The organism is Streptomyces sp. NBC_01352 (assembly GCF_036237295.1).
Taxonomy (GTDB): Bacteria; Actinomycetota; Actinomycetes; order Streptomycetales; family Streptomycetaceae; genus Streptomyces; species Streptomyces plumbiresistens.
Genome location: NZ_CP108354.1, coordinates 3,191,163 through 3,209,092, shown reverse-complemented (window position 1 = coordinate 3,209,092; position 17,930 = coordinate 3,191,163). Strand labels below are relative to the sequence as shown.

Here is a 17,930-nt window from a genome sequence, read left to right as displayed (position 1 = left end):
GGGGTGCAGTATCGCGGAGCCGGGGATGGGGTATCGGTTCGAGCGCCAGCCCCGGGGGTACGTAGCTGTCGGCGGGCCCCGGTACGCTTCAGACATGAGTGCTGTTCCTCGTTCCGAGAAGCCGGCGGGCCGGTTCCGGCGCATGCTCGGCCGGCTCTCCTCGTCGCAGGAGGACCTGGAGTCCGAGGAGCTGCGGGAGGACACCGCGACCGCGGGCTGCACGCGCATCGGTGACTGCCAGGACCGCCAGGTCGTCACGGTTACTGGTACCTTGCGCACGGTCACCCTGCGCCCGCGTGCGGGCGTCCCCGCCCTGGAGGCCGAGCTGTTCGACGGCTCCGCCGCGCTGGACGTGGTGTGGCTCGGCAGGCGCTCCATCGTGGGGATAGAGCCCGGGCGCAAGCTGATCGCATCGGGCCGGATCTCGATGAGCCGGGGCCGCCGGGTGCTGTTCAATCCGAAATACGAACTCAGACCCCTCGGACGGGAGTAGCCGGTGACGTCGCTCGACAAGCCGACCCAAGACACCGAAGCCACTGCGCAGCGGGACGCCCGGGCGGTGACCGAGGCCGCGCTGTTCGAAGCCTTCGGCGGCGTGCGGGGCATGGTCGAGACCGTCCTGCCCGGCCTGCTGTTCGTCACCATCTACACGATCAACAAGGACCTGCACCTGTCGGCGATCGCCGCGCTCGGTGTGTCCCTGCTGCTGGTCGTGGTCCGGCTGGCGATGCGGGACACCGTCAAGCACGCCTTCAGCGGTGTCTTCGGCGTCGCCTTCGGTGTCGTCTTCGCGATGATGACCGGCAACGCCAAGGACTTCTACCTGCCCGGCATGCTCTACACGCTCGGCCTGGGCCTCGCCTACATCATCACGACCCTCTGCGGCGTCCCGCTGATCGGCCTGATCCTCGGCCCGGTCTTCAAGGAGAACCTCTCCTGGCGCACCCGCAACCCGGGCCGCAAGAAGGCGTACGCCAAGGCCAGCTGGGCCTGGGGCCTGATCCTGCTCGCCAAGTGCGCGATCCTCTTCCCGCTGTACTGGTGGGCCGACACGACCCAGCTGGGCTGGGTCCTGATCGCCCTCAAGATCCCGCCGTTCCTGCTGGCCGTCTATCTGACCTGGGTGTTCCTGGCGAAGGCGCCCGCGCCGATCGACGTGTTCGCCGAGATGGAGGCGGAGGAGAAGGCGGCCGAGGCCAAGAAGGCGGCCGCGGAGGCTGGTTCGGGTGCTGCTTCGGGGCACCGTCGGGAGGCGTAGTTCCCGGCAGGAGCGAGACACGAACGACGAGAAGGGGCGCCCTGAGGATTCAGGGCGCCCCTTCTCGTCGGTTCCGCTCTCGCCGTACGGCCGCAGGGCTCAGCTCGCCACGTCGTCCTTGCGCACCGACAGCAGGTCCTCCAGCTGCTCCTCGCGGGCCGGGGCGGCCACGAAGAGGAGTTCGTCGCCCGCCTCCAGGGAGTCCTCCTGGGACGGGGTGAGAACGCGGGTGCCGCGGATGATCGTGACCAGGGACGTGTCCTCCGGCCATTCCACGTCGCTGACCTGGGTGCCGGCCAGGGCCGACTCCTCGGGCAGGGTCAGTTCGACGAGGTTGGCGTCGCCGTGGCTGAAGCGGAGCAGCCGGACCAGGTCGCCGACGCTCACCGCCTCCTCGACCAGGGCCGACATCAGGCGCGGGGTGGAGACCGCCACGTCCACGCCCCAGGACTCGTTGAACAGCCACTCGTTCTTCGGGTTGTTCACCCGGGCGACGACGCGCGGAACGCCGTACTCCGTCTTCGCCAGCAGGGAGACGACCAGGTTGACCTTGTCGTCGCCGGTCGCGGCGATCACCACGTTGCAGCGCTGCAGCGCGGCCTCGTCCAGGGACGTGATCTCACAGGCGTCGGCCAGCAGCCACTCCGCCTGCGGGACGCGCTCGACCGAGATGGCGGTCGGCGCCTTGTCGATGAGCAGGACCTCGTGGCCGTTCTCCAGCAGTTCGCCCGCGATCGAGCGGCCCACCGCACCGGCACCGGCAATGGCGACCCTCATCAGTGACCGCCCTCCTCTTCGGGACCCTTGGCGAACGCCGCCTCGACCTTGTCGACCTCGTCGGTGCGCATCATCACGTGCACCAGGTCACCCTCCTGCAACACCGTCTGCGAGGAGGGCAGGATCGCCTCGCCGAGCCGGGTCAGGAACGCCACGCGCACACCGGTCTCCTCCTGGAGGCGGCTGATCCGCTGGCCCACCCAGGACGCGGCGGTGTGCACCTCGGCGAGCTGGACGCCACCGGTGGGGTCACGCCACAGCGGCTCGGCGCCCGAGGGAAGCAGGCGGCGCAGCATCTGGTCGGCCGTCCAGCGGACGGTGGCCACGGTCGGGATGCCCAGGCGCTGGTAGACCTCGGCACGCCGGGGGTCGTAGATCCGGGCCGCGACGTTCTCGATGCCGAACATCTCGCGGGCCACGCGCGCGGCGATGATGTTCGAGTTGTCCCCGCTGGAGACCGCGGCGAAGGCGCCGGCCTCCTCGATGCCCGCCTCGCGCAGGGTGTCCTGGTCGAAGCCGACGCCGGTGACCCGACGGCCGCCGAACCCGGAGCCCAGGCGTCGGAATGCGGTGGGGTCCTGGTCGACCACGGCGACCGTGTGCCCCTGCTGCTCCAGGGTCTGGGCGAGAGCGGAACCCACTCGCCCGCAGCCCATGATGACGATGTGCACTTGTGGCCCTACCCCGCAGTCCTGGTCATCCCGATGACCTGCGAAAACACCCTGATCACTCTTCTCTCTCAGTCTGCCGGGCAACAACGGGCAACAGTGTCCGTCGTTGCCCGAAGACGAGCTTATGCCGCAACTCCGTCCATGCCCTCATCCACGGAGGGCGCGGATTTCGTTCAGCGTGCGTTGAAGTATTTGGCTTCGGGGTGGTGGATGACGATGGCGTCGGTGGACTGTTCGGGGTGGAGCTGGAATTCCTCGGAGAGGTGGACGCCGATCCGTTCGGGTTTCAGGAGGTCGGCGATCTTGGCGCGGTCTTCGAGGTTGGGGCAGGCGCCGTAGCCCAGGGAGAAGCGGGCGCCGCGGTATTTGAGGGCGAACATGTCTTCCATGGCGTCGGGGTCCTGGCCGGCGAAGCCGAGTTCGGAGCGGACCCGGGCGTGCCAGTACTCGGCGAGGGCCTCGGCGAGCTGGACGGACAGGCCGTGCAGTTCGAGGTAGTCGCGGTAGGCGTTGGCCTCGAAGAGTTTCGCGGTCTGCTCGCCGATCTTTGAGCCGACGGTGACGACCTGCAGGCCGACCACGTCGGTGTCGCCGGATTCCTCGGGGCGGAAGAAGTCGGCCAGACACAGCCGGCGGCCGCGGCGCTGGCGGGGGAAGGTGAAGCGGGTGGTCTCGTTGCCCTGCTCGTCCAGCAGGATCAGGTCGTCGTCCTTGGACACGCAGCGGTAGTAGCCGTAGACCACGGCGGCCTCCAGGAGGTTGTCCCGCTGGAGCAGGTCGAGCAGGCCGCGCAGCCGGGGCCGGCCCTCACTCTCGACGAGTTCCTCATGGGTGGGTCCGTCGCCGGTGCGGGCCTGCTTCAGTCCCCACTGGCCCTTGAACAGGGCGCCCTCATCGAGCCAGGCGGCGTATTCCTTGAGCTGGATGCCCTTGATGACGCGGCTGCCCCAGAACGGCGGGGCGGGGACCGGGTTGTCGACGGCCACGTCGGAGCGGACCGCGCCCTCGGCGGGGCGCTCCTCCGCCTCGACCGCGGCGGCGGGGCGCACGCGGCGTTGTTTGAGTTCGGGCAGCACCGCGCCGGGCACGCCGCGTTTGACGCCGATCAGGGCGTCCATCAGGCGCAGGCCCTCGAAGGCGTCCCGGGCGTAGCGGACTTCGCCCTGGTAGATCTCGTGCAGGTCCTGCTCGACGTAGGCCCTTGTCAGGGCGGCGCCGCCCAGGATGACGGGGAAGTCGGCGGCCAGGCCGCGCTGGTTGAGTTCCTGGAGGTTCTCCTTCATGATCACCGTGGATTTGACCAGCAGCCCGGACATGCCGATCACGTCCGCCCTGTGTTCCTCGGCGGCCTCCAGGATCGCGGAGACGGGCTGCTTGATGCCCAGGTTGATCACGTTGTAGCCGTTGTTCGACAGGATGATGTCGACCAGGTTCTTGCCGATGTCGTGGACGTCGCCGCGCACCGTGGCCAGCACGATGGTGCCCTTGCCGGCCTCGTCGCCCTCGACCTTTTCCATGTGCGGTTCCAGGTAGGCGACCGCGGTCTTCATCACCTCGGCGGACTGCAGCACGAACGGCAGCTGCATCTGCCCCGACCCGAACAGCTCCCCGACCACCTTCATGCCGTCCAGCAGCGTCTCGTTGACGATGTCCAGCGCCGGACGGGTCTGCAGGGCGGCGTCCAGATCCTGCTCCAGGCCGTTCTTCTCGCCGTCGATGATGCGCCGCTTGAGGCGCTCCTCCAGCGGCAGCGCGGCCAGCTCCTCGGCCCGCCCGGCCTTCAGCGACTTGGTGGTGGCGCCCTCGAACAGGGCCATCAGCTTCTGCAGCGGGTCATAGCCCTCCGCCCGCCGGTCGTAGATCAGGTCCAGGGCGGTGGTGACTTCCTCCTCGGTGAAGCGGGCGATGGGGAGAATCTTGCTCGCGTGGACGATCGCCGAGTCCAGGCCGGCCTTGACGCACTCGTCCAGGAAGACGGAGTTGAGGAGCATCCGGGCGGCCGGGTTGAGACCGAAGGAGATGTTCGACAGTCCCAGGGTGGTCTGCACGTCCGGGTGGCGGGCCTTGAGTTCGCGGATGGCCCCGATGGTGGCGATGCCGTCGCCGCGGGATTCCTCCTGGCCGGTGCAGATGGTGAAGGTCAGGGTGTCGATGAGGATGTCGGACTCGTGGATGCCCCAGTTCGTCGTCAGGTCCTCGATGAGGCGTTCGGCGATGGCGACCTTGTGCTCGACGGTGCGGGCCTGGCCCTGTTCGTCGATGGTCAGCGCGATCAGTGCCGCGCCGTGTTCCCGGGCGAGCCGGGTGACCTTGGCGAAGCGGGAGTCGGGGCCGTCGCCGTCCTCGTAGTTGACCGAGTTGATCACCGCGCGTCCGCCGAGTTTCTCCAGTCCGGCCGCAAGGACGTCGACCTCGGTGGAGTCCAGCACGATCGGCAGCGTGGAGGCGGTCGCGAACCGGCCGGCCAGCTCCTCCATGTCCGCGACCCCGTCCCGGCCGACGTAGTCCACGCACAGGTCGAGCATGTGGGCGCCCTCGCGGATCTGCTCGCGGGCGATCTCCACACAGTCGTCCCAGCGGCCCTCCAGCATCGCCTGACGGAACTTCCTCGACCCGTTCGCGTTCGTCCGCTCCCCGATCGCCATATACGCGGTGTCCTGACGGAACGGCACCGTCTGATACAACGACGCCGCACCCGGCTCCGGACGCGGATCACGCGCGGTCGGAGTCAGGTCACGCACCCGCTCCACCACCTGACGCAGATGCTCCGGCGTCGTACCGCAGCAGCCACCGACCAGGGACAGGCCGTACTCCTGGACGAAGGTCTCCTGGGCGTCGGCCAGTTCCGGGGCGGTGAGCGGGTAGTGGGCGCCGTCCTTGCCGAGGACGGGGAGGCCCGCGTTCGGCATGCAGGACAGGGGAATGCGGGAGTGGCGGGACAGATAGCGCAGGTGCTCGCTCATCTCGGCGGGGCCGGTGGCGCAGTTGAGGCCGATCATGTCGATGCCCAGCGGCTCCAGCGCGGTCAGCGCCGCGCCGATCTCCGAACCCAGCAGCATCGTCCCGGTCGTCTCGACGGTCACCGAGACGATCAGCGGGCGGTCCTCGCCCAGGGCGTCGAGGGCGCGGCGGGCGCCCAGCACGGCGGCCTTGGTCTGGAGGAGGTCCTGCGTGGTCTCGACGAGCAGCGCGTCGGCGCCACCCGCGATCATGCCCTCGGCGTTCTGCTGGTAGGCGTCGCGCAGCACCTTGTACGGGGCATGTCCCAGCGTCGGCAGTTTGGTACCCGGCCCCATCGAGCCCAGCACCCAGCGCTGCTGCCCGGTCGAGGCGGTGAACTCGTCGGCCACCTCGCGGGCGATGCGGGCACCCGCCTCCGACAGTTCGTACACGCGGTCGGCGATGTCGTACTCGCCGAGGGCGGCGTGGTTGGCGCCGAAGGTGTTGGTCTCGACGCAGTCGACGCCCACGGCGAAGTACGCCTCGTGGACGGAGCGCACGATGTCGGGGCGGGTCAGGTTCAGGATCTCGTTGCAGCCCTCGAGGTTCTCGAAGTCCTCCAGCGTGGGGTCCTGCGCCTGGAGCATGGTGCCCATCGCTCCGTCGGCCACCACCACCCGGGAGGCGAGCGCGTCTCGAAGCGCGGACACACGAGTCCGGCTGTCGGCGGAAGGGGTCGGCGGCACAGAGGCCATGAAAGGGCTCCTTCGGGTGCGACGGCTGTCGGCTTAGCTGCCGGGGACGGCGTGCTCGGTGCAACGGTACTCGCCACCCCAATCGGTGTCGCCAAGGAGATCCGAGGCGATCAACGACGGCTGATACGCCTGACGCTGATGAGGGTGAGGACGCCGAGGCCGACGAGGGTGCCGGCTGCGCCGATCAGTTCTGCGGTCGTGTGCATGGAACCTCCAGCGGGCGGCGGTGGCCGGGCGAACGGTCGGGGATTAGTCATATAGGCAGGACCTCGCGGGCCGCGGAATCCGCAGCCGGACCGTCGCTGATTTCACCCGGAGAGCAGACAGGGCGCGGAAGTGGGGTGGCGGGTGGGCGGCCCCGCGTTCGAACGCCTACGATCCTCTGTTGTGTCCAAACTGACCGACGTGCCCAAACGGATCCTGATCGGGCGCGCACTGCGCAGTGATCGGCTCGGGGAAACGCTCCTGCCGAAGCGCATCGCTCTCCCCGTCTTCGCTTCCGACCCGCTGTCCTCCGTGGCGTACGCGCCCGGAGAGGTGCTGCTGGTCCTCTCCATCGCGGGCGTGTCGGCGTACCACTTCAGCCCCTGGATCGCCGTCGCGGTCGTCGTGCTGATGTTCACGGTGGTCGCCTCCTATCGGCAGAACGTGCACGCCTACCCGAGCGGCGGCGGCGACTACGAGGTGGCCAACACCAACCTCGGCCCCAAGGCGGGCCTCACGGTCGCCAGCGCCCTGCTTGTCGACTACGTCCTCACCGTGGCCGTCTCCATCTCCTCCGGCATCGAGAACCTCGGCTCCGCGATCCCCTTCGTGGTCGAGCACAAGGTGCTCTGCGCGGTCGCCGTGATCGTGCTGCTGACGCTGATGAACCTGCGCGGGGTCAAGGAGTCGGGCTCGCTGTTCGCGATTCCGACGTACGTCTTCGTCGCGGGCGTCTTCATCATGATCTCGTGGGGTGCGTTCCGGGGGCTGGTCCTCGATGACACCTTGCGGGCGCCGACGGCGGGATACGAGATCAAGGCCGAGCACCAGGGCCTGGCGGGCTTCGCCCTCGTCTTCCTCCTGCTGCGTGCCTTCTCCTCCGGCTGCGCCGCGCTCACCGGCGTCGAGGCGATCTCCAACGGTGTCCCGGCCTTTCGCAAGCCCAAGTCCAAGAACGCGGCGAGCACGCTCGCGGCGATGGGCCTGCTTGCCGTCACCATGTTCTGCGGCATCATCGCGCTGGCCGCGTTCACCAAGGTCCGCATGGCCGAGAACCCGGCCGTGGACCTCCTCGACAACGGCGTCGCGCTCGGTTCGGACTACGTGCAGAACCCGGTGATCTCGCAGGTCGCCGAGGCCGTCTTCGGCAAGGGCAGCTTCCTGTTCATCGTGCTCGCCGCGGCCACCGCGCTGGTGCTGTTCCTGGCGGCGAACACCGCGTACAACGGCTTCCCGCTGCTCGGTTCGATCCTCGCCCAGGACCGCTACCTGCCCCGCCAGCTGCACACCCGCGGCGACCGGCTCGCCTTCTCCAACGGCATCGTGCTGCTCGCCGGTGCGGCCGGACTCCTCGTGTGGATCTACGGCGCCGACTCGACGCGCCTGATCCAGCTCTACATCGTCGGCGTGTTCGTGTCCTTCACACTCAGCCAGACCGGCATGGTCCGTCACTGGAACCGCCACCTCGCCACCGAGAAGGACCAGGCCAAGCGCCGCCGCATGATCCGCTCCCGCGCGATCAACACCTTCGGCGCCTTCTTCACGGGCCTGGTGCTGGTCGTCGTACTGGTCACCAAGTTCACGCACGGCGCCTGGGTCGCGCTGCTCGGCATGGTGATCTTCTACGCGACGATGACGGCCATCCGTAAGCACTACGACCGGGTCTCCGAGGAGATCGCGGCCCCCGAGGGCCCGAGCGACGACAGCGTACGGCCGTCCCGCGTGCACTCCGTCGTGCTGATCTCGAAGATCCACCGGCCGACGCTGCGGGCACTGGCGTACGCCAAGCTGATGCGCTCGGACACCCTGGAGGCGCTCAGCGTCAACGTCGACCCGGCGGAGACCAAGGCGCTGCGCGAGGAGTGGGAGCGGCGCGGGATCACCGTTCCGCTCAAGGTGCTCGACTCGCCGTACCGCGAGATCACGCGGCCGATCATCGAGTACGTCAAGGGCCTGCGCAAGGAGTCCCCGCGCGATGTGGTGTCCGTGATCATCCCCGAGTACGTGGTCGGCCATTGGTACGAGCAGTTGCTGCACAACCAGAGCGCGCTCAGGCTGAAGGGCCGGCTGCTGTTCACGCCCGGCGTCATGGTGACCTCGGTGCCCTACCAGTTGCAGTCCTCCGAGGTGGCGCGGAAGCGGGCCCGCAAGCGGCAGGAGTGGAACGCCCCCGGCTCGGTGCGGCGCGGGCCCGCCCAGGAGCGGGCGAAGGAGTCGTCGCCACCGAAGTAGACTGGTGGGCTGTTGTCCCGCAGTCACACCCCCTTACGCATCTGGAGTCACCCCGCCATGCAGGCAGAACCGAACAAACCGCAGGCGGAGTCACAGGCGCGGTCGCTCGTGGGGGAGGAGTACGAGGTCGAGGTCGGCCCCGTCGCCCACGGCGGGCACTGCATCGCCCGTACGGACGAGGGCCAGGTGCTGTTCGTCCGGCACACGCTGCCCGGCGAGCGGGTCGTGGCGCGGGTGACCGACGGCGAGGAGGGCGCCCGGTTCCTGCGCGCGGACGCGGTGTCGGTCCTGTCCGCGTCCAAGGACCGTATCGAGGCGCCCTGCCCCTACGCCGGCCCCGGCCGCTGCGGCGGCTGCGACTGGCAGCACGCCAAGCCGGGTGCGCAGCGCCGCCTCAAGGGCGAGGTCGTCGCCGAGCAGTTGCAGCGGCTCGCCGGGCTCACGCCCGAGGAGGCGGGCTGGGACGGCACGGTGCTGCCCGCCGAGGGCGACAAGCTTCCGGCGGGCCAGGTGCCGCAGTGGCGCACGCGCGTGCAGTACGCGGTGACCCCCGAGGGCCAGGCGGGCCTGCGCCGGCACCGCTCGCACGAGGTCGAGCCGATCGACCACTGCATGATCGCCGCCGAGGGCGTCAGCGAGCTGGGCATCGAGAAGCGCGACTGGACGGGCATGGAGTCCGTCGAGGCGATCGCGGCGACCGGTTCCCAGGACCGCCAGGTGATCCTCACGCCGCGACCGGGCGCCCGGCTGCCCCTGGTCGAGCTGGACAAGCCGGTCTCGGTGATGCGGGTCGAGGAGAAGGACGGCGGCGTCCACCGCGTCCACGGCCGCGCCTTCGTCCGCGAGCGCGCGGACGGCCGTACCCACCGCGTCGGCAGCGGAGGCTTCTGGCAGGTCCACCCGAAGGCCGCGGACACGCTTGTCACGGCCGTCATGCAGGGCTTGCTGCCCCGCAAGGGCGAGATGGCGCTGGACCTGTACTGCGGTGTGGGGCTGTTCGCGGGGGCGTTGGCCGACCGCCTCGGCGACCAGGGCGCGGTCCTCGGCATCGAGTCCGGCAAGCGCGCGGTCGAGGACGCCCGGCACAACCTCGCCGCCTTCGACCGGGTGCGCATCGAACAGGGCAAGGTCGAGGCCGTGCTGCCGCGCACCGGGATCACCGAGGTCGACCTCGTCGTCCTGGATCCCCCGCGGGCGGGCGCCGGCCGCAGGACGGTCGCACAGATCGCGTCGCTCGACCCCCGCCGCATCGCCTACGTCGCCTGCGATCCGGCGGCGCTGGCGCGGGACCTCGGGTACTTCCGGGACGGGGGGTATCGGGTGCGGACGTTGCGGGTGTTCGACCTGTTTCCGATGACCTCGCATGTGGAGTGTGTGGCGATTCTCGAACCGGCTTCAAAGGCGCTCTGACCTGCGGTTTTCTTGGACTGCTCAGGTGCGTCGAGGTGTGCCCGACCTGTTTCCCTCAGTCCATCGCGTGGAGTGCGTCGCAGGCTCGCGTCACATGCCTCACCTGCTGCTTCGAACAGCGGGGTGCGGGCGATGAACGCTCTGCCTCGGCTTCGTGAGGGGGCGGTGGGGGACGTGTCTTGACGCTCGTTCGACGCTGCTTCTGATGGGGCGTCACGAGGCTCGTGCGCCTGAAACAGCAGCGAGGTTAATGATCAAACTCAGACTGCACGCGGGCTCAGGAGTTGGACGCCAGGCGCGGGTCGAGTCCGTACTGATCCGGCACGCCAAGGTGGCTCCGCAGTGTGCCGTCTCGTAGTCGCCACGTGACCTCACGGTCAGCGGTCTCGACCCGCCTTGTCACATCGGTCGAGAAGCTTTCGGATCGCAACCGACAACGCTGCCCGCGGCTCTGGGGTCGGTCTGGAGCCTCGACCGCGCCTGCGGTCCCCTCGTGTACGGGGCGCGGCGAGATGGTGAGTGACGTGCAGGCCATCAGCGCAACGCGTGCCGTCGATGGCACGGTCGATGACAGCGGTGGCGACGGTGGGCGCGGCGACTTTTACGGCTGCTGTCTCAGCACGCGCTCTTGGCGACGTGCCGGTCGATCAACCAGGCGGTCTCGAGGACGAGCAGGCTCGCCTGCGCGAAGTCGCTGTCGCGCGATGAGCTCCTGGACGACGCCCTCGTCGGCGAGCGTTTTGCCGACGCGATGCGCCTGCGCGACTGCTCGGCCAGCGGCCGCCGTCCAGCATCTGCAGGACCCGGCCCGACGGCCGGCGGTCTCTTCACGAGGCAGAGACCGCCGATCCATGGACAACTCTTCCTCTCCCGCCCTTGCACTGGCGCTCTTACGGTCGGGGCTGCGGGCGCTCACCGGCCCGCCGTACCGAAGGAGTAAGACCCTCATGAAGATGACTGGCAACACGATCCTGATCACTGGCGGGACCTCGGGCATCGGCCTCGGTCTGGCCCTGCGTCTGCACGAGGCCGGCAACAAGGTGGTCGTCGCCGGCCGGCGCAAGGAACTCCTCGACGAGATCACGGCCGAGCACCCGGGCATCGACGCGCTCGTCCTCGATGTCGCGGACCCCGACTCGATCGCCCGGGCCCGTGAGTCCGTGGCGGCGAGCCACCCGGGTCTGAACGTCCTGGTCAACAACGCCGGCATTCAGCTGCTGGAGAGCGTCCTCGACCCGGCCGGACTCCAGGTCGCCGAGGATCACGTCGCGATCAATCTGCTCGGCCCGATCCGGATGACGTATGCCTTCCTGCCACTGCTGGTGGGCAAGGACGACGCGGTCGTCATGAATGTCACCTCCGCGCTGGCGTTCGTACCGTTCCCGATCACGCCGACCTACAGCGCGACGAAGGCCGCGCTGCACTCCTTCTCCGAGAGCCTGCGCATCCAGCTCGCCGGTGCCGACGCCGGCGTCCAGGTGATCGAGGTGGTCCCGGCGGGTGTGCGCACGACGCTGATGGGCCAGCAGGACAGCGACCAGTCCATGCCGTTGGACGACTTCCTCACCGAGACCCTCGACCTGCTGCGCGAGAAGCCCGACGCGAAGGAGCTGGTCGTCGAGCCCGCCAGGTTCATCCGCGACGCAGTGGCCACCGGCTCCTACGACGACGTCCTCGCCATGATGACCAGCAGCTGACCGACCAACAGCACACGGGCGGGTCCTGTGGGGCCACAGCATGGGCGAACGCGAGCTCGACCCACCTCGGGGAGGTCCTCACCCCAGATGCGGAACGGTACGGCTTCGCCCCGGTCGTCGCACTGGAGGCGACCGGCTCTTTTCTGAGCGCCGAGGGGCACGCGAGCGGCCGTCTGACACGGCGAACATAGTCGTGTCGGCCGGGCGACGAGGCTCGGGACCGGTCAAAGCGTTGGGTGTCCTCGACGGGGGACCGTCGCGGCGGGCCGTCTTCCATACCGACGGTCTGCGCCGCACCGCCGACGGTCGGCGAATTTCCCAGCGGGGCATGCAGGTCCGGTGACCATCGGGTCGTCCGGCTGCGCGGGCCCTCGGCGTCGGCCGTATGAGCGGCTTCGCGCGCGCAGAAGAGGAGGGCTCAGCCATGGATCGGCGGTCTCTGGATAGCCGGGCGGGATGCGGCGAGGATGGGGGGCATGGACAAGAAGGAACTCGCGGAATTCCTGCGCCGTCGGCGTGAGATGCTGCGCCCCCGCGACGTCGGGCTGGTCGAGGGGGCGCGCAGGCGTACGCAGGGGCTGCGCCGCGAGGAGGTCGCGCAGCTCGCCGGGATGTCCACCGACTACTACGCCCGGCTGGAACAGCAGCGTGCTCCGCAGCCTTCCGTCCAGATCACCGCGGCTCTCGCCCGGGCGCTGCGGTTGACCCTGGACGAGCGCGACCATCTCTTCGCCCTCATCGGCCACAACGCCCCGGCCCGCTTCCACCGCTCCGAACATGTCAGCCCGACGCTGATGCGGGTCCTGGACCGCCTGGACGACTGCCCGGCCCTGGTGACGACCGACCTGGTCGACACCCTCGCGATGAACCCGCTGGCCGTCGCGCTGCTCGGCGACCAGATGCGCCACACCGGTCTGGCCAGTAGCGGCTACTACCGCTGGTTCATGGACCCGGCCGAGCGTCTGGTGTATCCCGAGGAGACCCACGAAAGCCACGGCCGCGCCCAGGCGGCACGCCTGCGGGCCGCGCTGACAGCCGGCAGTGACACCCCCCGAGCCGCCCGGATCCTCGCCGAACTCCAGGAACACAGCCCCGAGTTCGTCCGCATGTGGGAACTTCAGGAAGTCGCCCGCTACGGCGACTGCAAGACCATCCTCCACCCCGAACTCGGCCGCATCGACGTCGACGCCCAGCTCCTGTACACCGAGAACCGCGCCCAGACTCTGGTGGTGCTGACCACTCGCCCCGGCACGGAGAGCCACAGCAAACTCGAACTGCTCTCCGTCATCGGACACCAACAACTCACCCCCTGACGTCCTGGACCGGGGACCCGAGCCGGGCTCGGCGCGGGAGGGGCCGGACAAGGGCACCCTGGAATCGTGCAGCCGCACGGCTTTTGCCCTGCGCTCCACGGCCAGACATGTCGGCCCCCTGCGAGGTCCGGGCTCCGCGCTCAGGCCATTCCATTTGACCGGACGCTGCCTCCGCTTTACTCTCGAAAGAGTACGGAGGCAGCATCCGTTTTTTGATGCGGCCGCAGGATTACGGCAGGCAGGAGGGCGCATGAGCGCCGGTGAACAGCGGGGACGCAAGCCCCGCGCGGACGTCCAGCGCAACCGCGTGGCCCTCCTGGAGACCGCGCAGCGTCACTTCCTGCAGCATGGGGTCGGCACCTCCCTGGAGGCGGTGGCCAAGGAGGCGGGCGTCGGGCCCGGCACCCTGTACCGGCACTTCCCCACCCGGGAGGCGCTGCTGGCGGCCGTGCTGCAGACGCGCTCGCAGGAGCTGGTGGCCCGCCAGGCGGACATCGAGCAGCTCGGCGACCCTGCCGAGGCGTTGGAGCAGTGGCTGCGCGCGATGGAGGAGTACTTCAGCGCCTTCAGTGGGCTGCCGGACCCGCTCATGGCCGCGGCCCGGGCGCAGGAGCCGGACAACCCGCTCACCATCCCCTGCGGCATCCTCATCTCCGCCACCGATCAGTACGTGCGGGCCGCGCAGCTCGCCGGGCGGGTGCGCGCGTCGGTGCGGGGGAACGACCTGTTCCTCGCGGCCTGCTCCATCGCCTGGATCAAGGGCACCGGCACCGAGGAGGAGTCGCTCGACCGGCTCCGCGCCCTCATCGCGAGCGGCTACAGCCAGCCGGACACCCAGGCGTAAACCGCCAGCCACCCCCGCCCCGACGCTCGCAACGCCGGGTGGCACCACCACCCGGCCATTACATCGCGCTGCCCTCAGGGACGGCACAACCCCTCAAGGAACAAATCATGAAAATTACTGTCATAGGCGCCGGTGCCATCGGCGGGAACCTCGCCGCCAAGCTCAGCACGGCCGGTCACGACGTCCAGGTGGCCGACGCCCGCGGCCCCGAAACCGTCCGGGCCGAAGTGCTGGAGTCCGGGGCCCGCACGGTGGACCTCTCCGACGCCGCCGTCCAGGGCCGGGACGTCATCATCCTGTCGATCCCGTTCGGAGTGGCAGGGAAGCTGGCGGACCTGTTCGCGTCGGTGCCCGACGAGACGGTGGTCATCGACACCGCGAACTACTACCCCGGCATGCTCAGCGAGCCGATCGAGGCGGTGGACAACGGCCAGGTGGAGAGCGTGTACACCGCCGAGCAGCTCGGCCGCCCCGTCATCAAGGCGTGGAACGCCGCCCTGGCCGAAACCCAGCGGACCAAGGGCGTCCCGGCCGGAACCCCCGGCCGCCTCGCCATCCCCGTCGCCGGCGACTCCGACACGGCGCGGAAGGTGGCCATGAGCCTGGTGGACGACACCGGCTTCGACCCCTACGACACCGGCACACTGGCCGACTCCTGGCGCCAGCAGCCCAACAGCCCCGCCTACTGCACCGAGTTGACCCTGGACGAGCTGCCGGCGGCCCTGGCCGCGGCCGACCGCACCAAGGACGCGGCCATCCGCGACAGCCTCCCGGAACGCTTCGCCGCCCTCGGTGCCAACCCCACCGTCGACGACGTCGTCGAGATGAACCGCGCCGCCCACCGCTGAGACACCCGACACGGCCCTCGTGCACGCAACGACACGAGAGCGGCAGCGCCGGCACGCCACGAACACACACGACGAACACGAAGAGCGGGGCTCACTTCGGCACGGTCGCCGTCACTCACCTACACCACCGTGTCCGCGGTCGGCCACCGTCCCGGTCCGCCGCAGGGACCAAGCCCCGGAACCTCGGTCACCGAAACCGGGGTTCCGTTCCGGACAAGGAGTTTCACCATGAAGATCGGCATTCTCGGCACCGGGAACATCGGCAAGACGTTGACCAGGCGGTTGAGCGCGGCCGGGCACGAGGTGAAGGTGGCCAATTCGCGCGGCCCGGAGACGATCGAGGCGGACGTACTTGCCTCGGGCGGACGCGCGGTGACCGCGCCGGAAGCCGTAGCGGACGTCGACGCCGTGATCCTCTCCATTCCCTTCACCCGCATTCCGCAGGTCGCACCACTGATCACCAAGGTGCCGACTGACACGGCTGTCATCGACACGTCGAACTACATCCCGCACCGGGACAACGGAATCGCGGCGATCGAGGCCGGCCAGGCCGAGAGCGTGTGGGCCGCCAAGCAGCTGGGCCGGCCCATCGCCAAGGCGTGGAACTCGATCGGAGCCGAGTCGTTCGCGCACAGGAACAAGCCGGCCGGAAGCGCGGACCGCATCGCGCTTCCCGTCGCGGCCGACAGTCGGCGAGAGTGTGATCTGGCCATGGCACTCGTCGAGGACACCGGGTTCGACGCCTTTGATGCGGGGCCGCTCGCGCAATCGTGGCGGCAGCAGCCCGGCACGCCCGCCTACTGCACGGATCTCACCCGTCAGCAGCTGCCGGACGCACTGGCGGCGGCCGACGCGGCGCGATCGCCGAAGCGGCGCGACCTCGGGTTCGCCGTGGTCCAGGAACGCTTCGGGGCAGGCGTGCAACCAGACGCGGAATACCTTGTCCGCCTGAACCGCGCAATTTGCATGTGAGCAGGGACGGGGGCTGACGCGGTGACCCGTCAGAGGCCCTCGTGTCTCGCCCCCGTCTCCAGCTGCTCCGCGACGAGCGCCGCCACCCCCTGCGGCACGTCGGCCGGCGCCGACAAGAAGGTGCCCAGCATCTGGGCGGTGGCCCACTGCACCGCCCAGCCCAGCAGGTTATGAGACCGGCGCTTGGCCGGGCCTGTTCCAAGGCCACCACGTCCAGCCGGAAAACCCCCAGCTCCTGAAAGGGACGGCTCGCCGGCGAACCGCGCGTACCGGCCTTCTGCTCTCCTGAAAGTCAGTCAACTGCCACAGGTGGTGACGCTAGGCAACAGACACCTCACTGGAGGAACAACCCAGACCTCCGCGCGGACTACCGTCGGCACCGGCCCAACATCGAACGCGTCGTCTCCCAGGTCGCCAGCCGAGGCGACACCGCCTCAAACCGCGCTACCGCGGCACAGACCGCAACAACGCCTGGCTCAAACGCCGCAAGGATGGCCCCCCACCACCGCCTGAGGTCCCGAGGCGCCACACACCCCCCCGCATGCGGGGGGCCAGCGCCCCACATCAGGCCCTTCAGGCACCCCACCACGACCAGGAAACGGCGATATCAGCGGCCTCCTATAAGCGATGTGGCCACGTGAGATGGATGACCCGCCGGGAAATGCGCCAGCCGTCATCGGTGCGTCGCAGGTCGTCGGCGTAGACGACGCTGGCGACAGTGCCGCCCTCCAGCAGGCTCAGACCTTTGGATCGGGCCCGCACCTCGTCGCCCGGGCCTTCCGACACGACGATGTTCGTCGTGTGGTGGGCTTTCGCGTGTCCGGGGGCGTTCATGAAGGTCGCGATCGCGTCCAGCCCGACAACCGGGTCGCCGCCGAAGACGCTGCCGTCCCACACCGCGTCTTCGGTGAGGCATTCGCCGAGACGGTCCAGTTCGTGGTCGTCCATGATGTGCGCCCACAGCGCCACGGCCCGGCTGATTTCGACAGTGTCCTCATTCGTGGGTTTCACGTTCGGCTCTCCATTGTGTGCGTTGCTGGATCAGGCCTTGGCGCTGCTCAGCAGGGCCAGCACCTGGTCGTAGGCGCCATTGACCTCGGCGATTCCCTCCCTCGCCGCAGGGGCCGGGCGCGCCCGGCAGTCTCGACTATGGGGGTGTATCGGCGGGGGCGGGAGAGGATCACATATCCATGGACCGACAATCCTCCCCAGCTCCGGACGCGTGGGCTCCTCGGCGTACGGAACGTTCGCCGAGGAGCCCACGAGGCCCGAGTTGGAGCGTCGGTCGGCTGGGTGCCGACCGAAGACCGCAGCGCGGAGGGCTGTAGGTGCCGGATTCGGTTGTGTCGGCAGCCCGCGTCGGTGACCTTCTGGCGCATGCCGGTCGGCCCTACCGGATCGTCGGCAGCAAGGAGTTGTGGACGAGTGCCGGGGGTAGGGGCTCGGTGCCGGTGGCGCACATGCCGTCGAAGGTGAGCCGCAGGTAGCGCCGCCAGGCCGACGGATCGGCAGCCAGCAAGGGTGCGGCGGTGTAGTACACGCCGCAGATCAGCAGCATCACGTCCTGCCCGTTCAGGTCCGCACGGAGTGAGCCGTCGCGTTGCGCCCGCCGCGCCAGTGACTCGGCTGTTGCGATCAGCTGCTCCTGTCCGGCCTGTATCTCCGGGTGCCGAACATCCGACACCATACGGAGTGCCTCCGCGAGCGCCCGGTTGTTTGCGTAGAGCTCGACGCCCGCACTCATGAACTGCAGCAGGGCGGCGTCGGCGTCGGCCTGATCGGCCTGCTGGCGTCCCACTGTCACCAGCCCGTCGATTTCCTCGCTGATGATCGCGGCGAACAGGTCCTCCTTGGTGGGGAAACGCCGGAAGACGGTTCCCTTTCCGATCCCCGCCCGTGCCCCCCCGGCCACGCCAAGCACGGGACGCACGGCGGCACGAAGCGGCGCTGAGTCTCGCCCTCGGATACATCAGCGCTCCCGCCGCACCCACGAGAACCGCAAGCAGCGA

The 17,930-nt window shown here is 69.3% G+C and carries 15 protein-coding genes; 9 read left to right on the top strand and 6 right to left on the bottom strand.

The genetic code is table 11. The features are described from left to right. The first annotated feature begins 94 nt into the window (after positions 1–94). Both OG252_RS15050 and OG252_RS15045 read left to right on the top strand, forming a co-directional pair. Positions 95–493, top strand: a complete 399-nt coding sequence (locus tag OG252_RS15050; protein ID WP_266432801.1) for an OB-fold nucleic acid binding domain-containing protein — start codon at positions 95–97, stop codon at positions 491–493. A gap of 3 nt (positions 494–496) precedes the next feature. Then, positions 497–1,258 (top strand): DUF3159 domain-containing protein, encoded by a 762-nt coding sequence (locus OG252_RS15045; RefSeq protein ID WP_266432799.1) that lies wholly within the window; start codon positions 497–499, stop codon positions 1,256–1,258. A 99-nt stretch (positions 1,259–1,357) separates the two neighbouring features. On the opposite strand, the gene OG252_RS15040 is transcribed toward OG252_RS15045, so the two are convergent. From OG252_RS15040 to metH, 3 genes are all read right to left on the bottom strand, one after another. Continuing rightward, positions 1,358–2,035 carry a potassium channel family protein gene (locus tag OG252_RS15040; RefSeq protein ID WP_266432797.1) on the bottom strand — a complete coding sequence of 226 codons (678 nt, stop codon included), beginning with the start codon at positions 2,033–2,035 and terminating at the stop codon, positions 1,358–1,360. Beyond that, a complete protein-coding gene (locus OG252_RS15035; protein ID WP_266432794.1) occupies positions 2,035–2,706 on the bottom strand; it encodes a potassium channel family protein in 672 nt (223 codons plus the stop codon). The genes OG252_RS15040 and OG252_RS15035 overlap by 1 nt, the downstream gene beginning before the upstream one ends. Positions 2,707–2,879: 173 nt before the next feature. Continuing rightward, complete coding sequence (gene metH, locus OG252_RS15030) at positions 2,880–6,401, bottom strand: methionine synthase (RefSeq protein ID WP_329336603.1); 3,522 nt, start codon at positions 6,399–6,401, stop codon at positions 2,880–2,882. A gap of 387 nt (positions 6,402–6,788) precedes the next feature. Here metH and OG252_RS15025 point away from each other — a divergent pair, with 387 nt between their 5' ends. From OG252_RS15025 to OG252_RS14995, 7 genes are all read left to right on the top strand, one after another. After that, the gene (locus OG252_RS15025; protein ID WP_266432790.1) at positions 6,789–8,837 is read left to right on the top strand and encodes an APC family permease; all 2,049 of its coding nucleotides are present in this window, start codon (positions 6,789–6,791) and stop codon (positions 8,835–8,837) included. 57 nt (positions 8,838–8,894) lie between these two features. Further along, the gene (locus tag OG252_RS15020) at positions 8,895–10,247 is read left to right on the top strand and encodes a class I SAM-dependent RNA methyltransferase (protein WP_329336600.1); all 1,353 of its coding nucleotides are present in this window, start codon (positions 8,895–8,897) and stop codon (positions 10,245–10,247) included. Between the two features lie 947 nt (positions 10,248–11,194). Further along, positions 11,195–11,944, top strand: coding sequence for an SDR family oxidoreductase (locus OG252_RS15015; RefSeq protein WP_329336598.1), 750 nt, complete (start codon positions 11,195–11,197; stop codon positions 11,942–11,944). Between the two features lie 476 nt (positions 11,945–12,420). Continuing rightward, a complete protein-coding gene (locus tag OG252_RS15010; protein ID WP_266432782.1) occupies positions 12,421–13,257 on the top strand; it encodes a helix-turn-helix transcriptional regulator in 837 nt (278 codons plus the stop codon). A gap of 250 nt (positions 13,258–13,507) precedes the next feature. Continuing rightward, the gene (locus OG252_RS15005; RefSeq protein ID WP_329336596.1) at positions 13,508–14,101 is read left to right on the top strand and encodes a TetR/AcrR family transcriptional regulator; all 594 of its coding nucleotides are present in this window, start codon (positions 13,508–13,510) and stop codon (positions 14,099–14,101) included. A gap of 107 nt (positions 14,102–14,208) precedes the next feature. Further along, positions 14,209–14,949, top strand: coding sequence for an NADPH-dependent F420 reductase (locus OG252_RS15000; protein ID WP_329336594.1), 741 nt, complete (start codon positions 14,209–14,211; stop codon positions 14,947–14,949). A 228-nt stretch (positions 14,950–15,177) separates the two neighbouring features. After that, positions 15,178–15,921: an NADPH-dependent F420 reductase gene (locus OG252_RS14995; protein ID WP_266432777.1), complete on the top strand. Its 744-nt coding sequence runs from the start codon at positions 15,178–15,180 to the stop codon at positions 15,919–15,921. A 29-nt stretch (positions 15,922–15,950) separates the two neighbouring features. On the opposite strand, the gene OG252_RS14990 is transcribed toward OG252_RS14995, so the two are convergent. From OG252_RS14990 to OG252_RS14980, 3 genes are all read right to left on the bottom strand, one after another. Beyond that, positions 15,951–16,217, bottom strand: a complete 267-nt coding sequence (locus tag OG252_RS14990; RefSeq protein WP_329345143.1) for a DUF4158 domain-containing protein — start codon at positions 16,215–16,217, stop codon at positions 15,951–15,953. 322 nt (positions 16,218–16,539) lie between these two features. Continuing rightward, positions 16,540–16,932, bottom strand: coding sequence for a nuclear transport factor 2 family protein (locus OG252_RS14985; protein WP_266432774.1), 393 nt, complete (start codon positions 16,930–16,932; stop codon positions 16,540–16,542). 379 nt (positions 16,933–17,311) lie between these two features. Next, on the bottom strand, positions 17,312–17,833 hold the full coding sequence (locus OG252_RS14980; RefSeq protein WP_329336591.1) for a TetR/AcrR family transcriptional regulator: 522 nt from the start codon (positions 17,831–17,833) through the stop codon (positions 17,312–17,314). Positions 17,834–17,930: the final 97 nt, after the last annotated feature.

Bases quoted from the DNA above. Each gene is read 5' to 3' on its own strand.
- OG252_RS15050 (WP_266432801.1), top strand. From the start codon at position 95: ATGAGTGCTGTTCCTCGTTCCGAGAAGCCGGCGGGCCGGTTCCGGCGC.
- OG252_RS15040 (WP_266432797.1), bottom strand. From the start codon at position 2,035: ATGAGGGTCGCCATTGCCGGTGCCGGTGCGGTGGGCCGCTCGATCGCG.
- metH (WP_329336603.1), bottom strand. From the start codon at position 6,401: ATGGCCTCTGTGCCGCCGACCCCTTCCGCCGACAGCCGGACTCGTGTG.
- OG252_RS15020 (WP_329336600.1), top strand. From the start codon at position 8,895: ATGCAGGCAGAACCGAACAAACCGCAGGCGGAGTCACAGGCGCGGTCG.
- OG252_RS15015 (WP_329336598.1), top strand. From the start codon at position 11,195: ATGAAGATGACTGGCAACACGATCCTGATCACTGGCGGGACCTCGGGC.
- OG252_RS15010 (WP_266432782.1), top strand. From the start codon at position 12,421: ATGGACAAGAAGGAACTCGCGGAATTCCTGCGCCGTCGGCGTGAGATG.
- OG252_RS15005 (WP_329336596.1), top strand. From the start codon at position 13,508: ATGAGCGCCGGTGAACAGCGGGGACGCAAGCCCCGCGCGGACGTCCAG.
- OG252_RS15000 (WP_329336594.1), top strand. From the start codon at position 14,209: ATGAAAATTACTGTCATAGGCGCCGGTGCCATCGGCGGGAACCTCGCC.
- OG252_RS14995 (WP_266432777.1), top strand. From the start codon at position 15,178: ATGAAGATCGGCATTCTCGGCACCGGGAACATCGGCAAGACGTTGACC.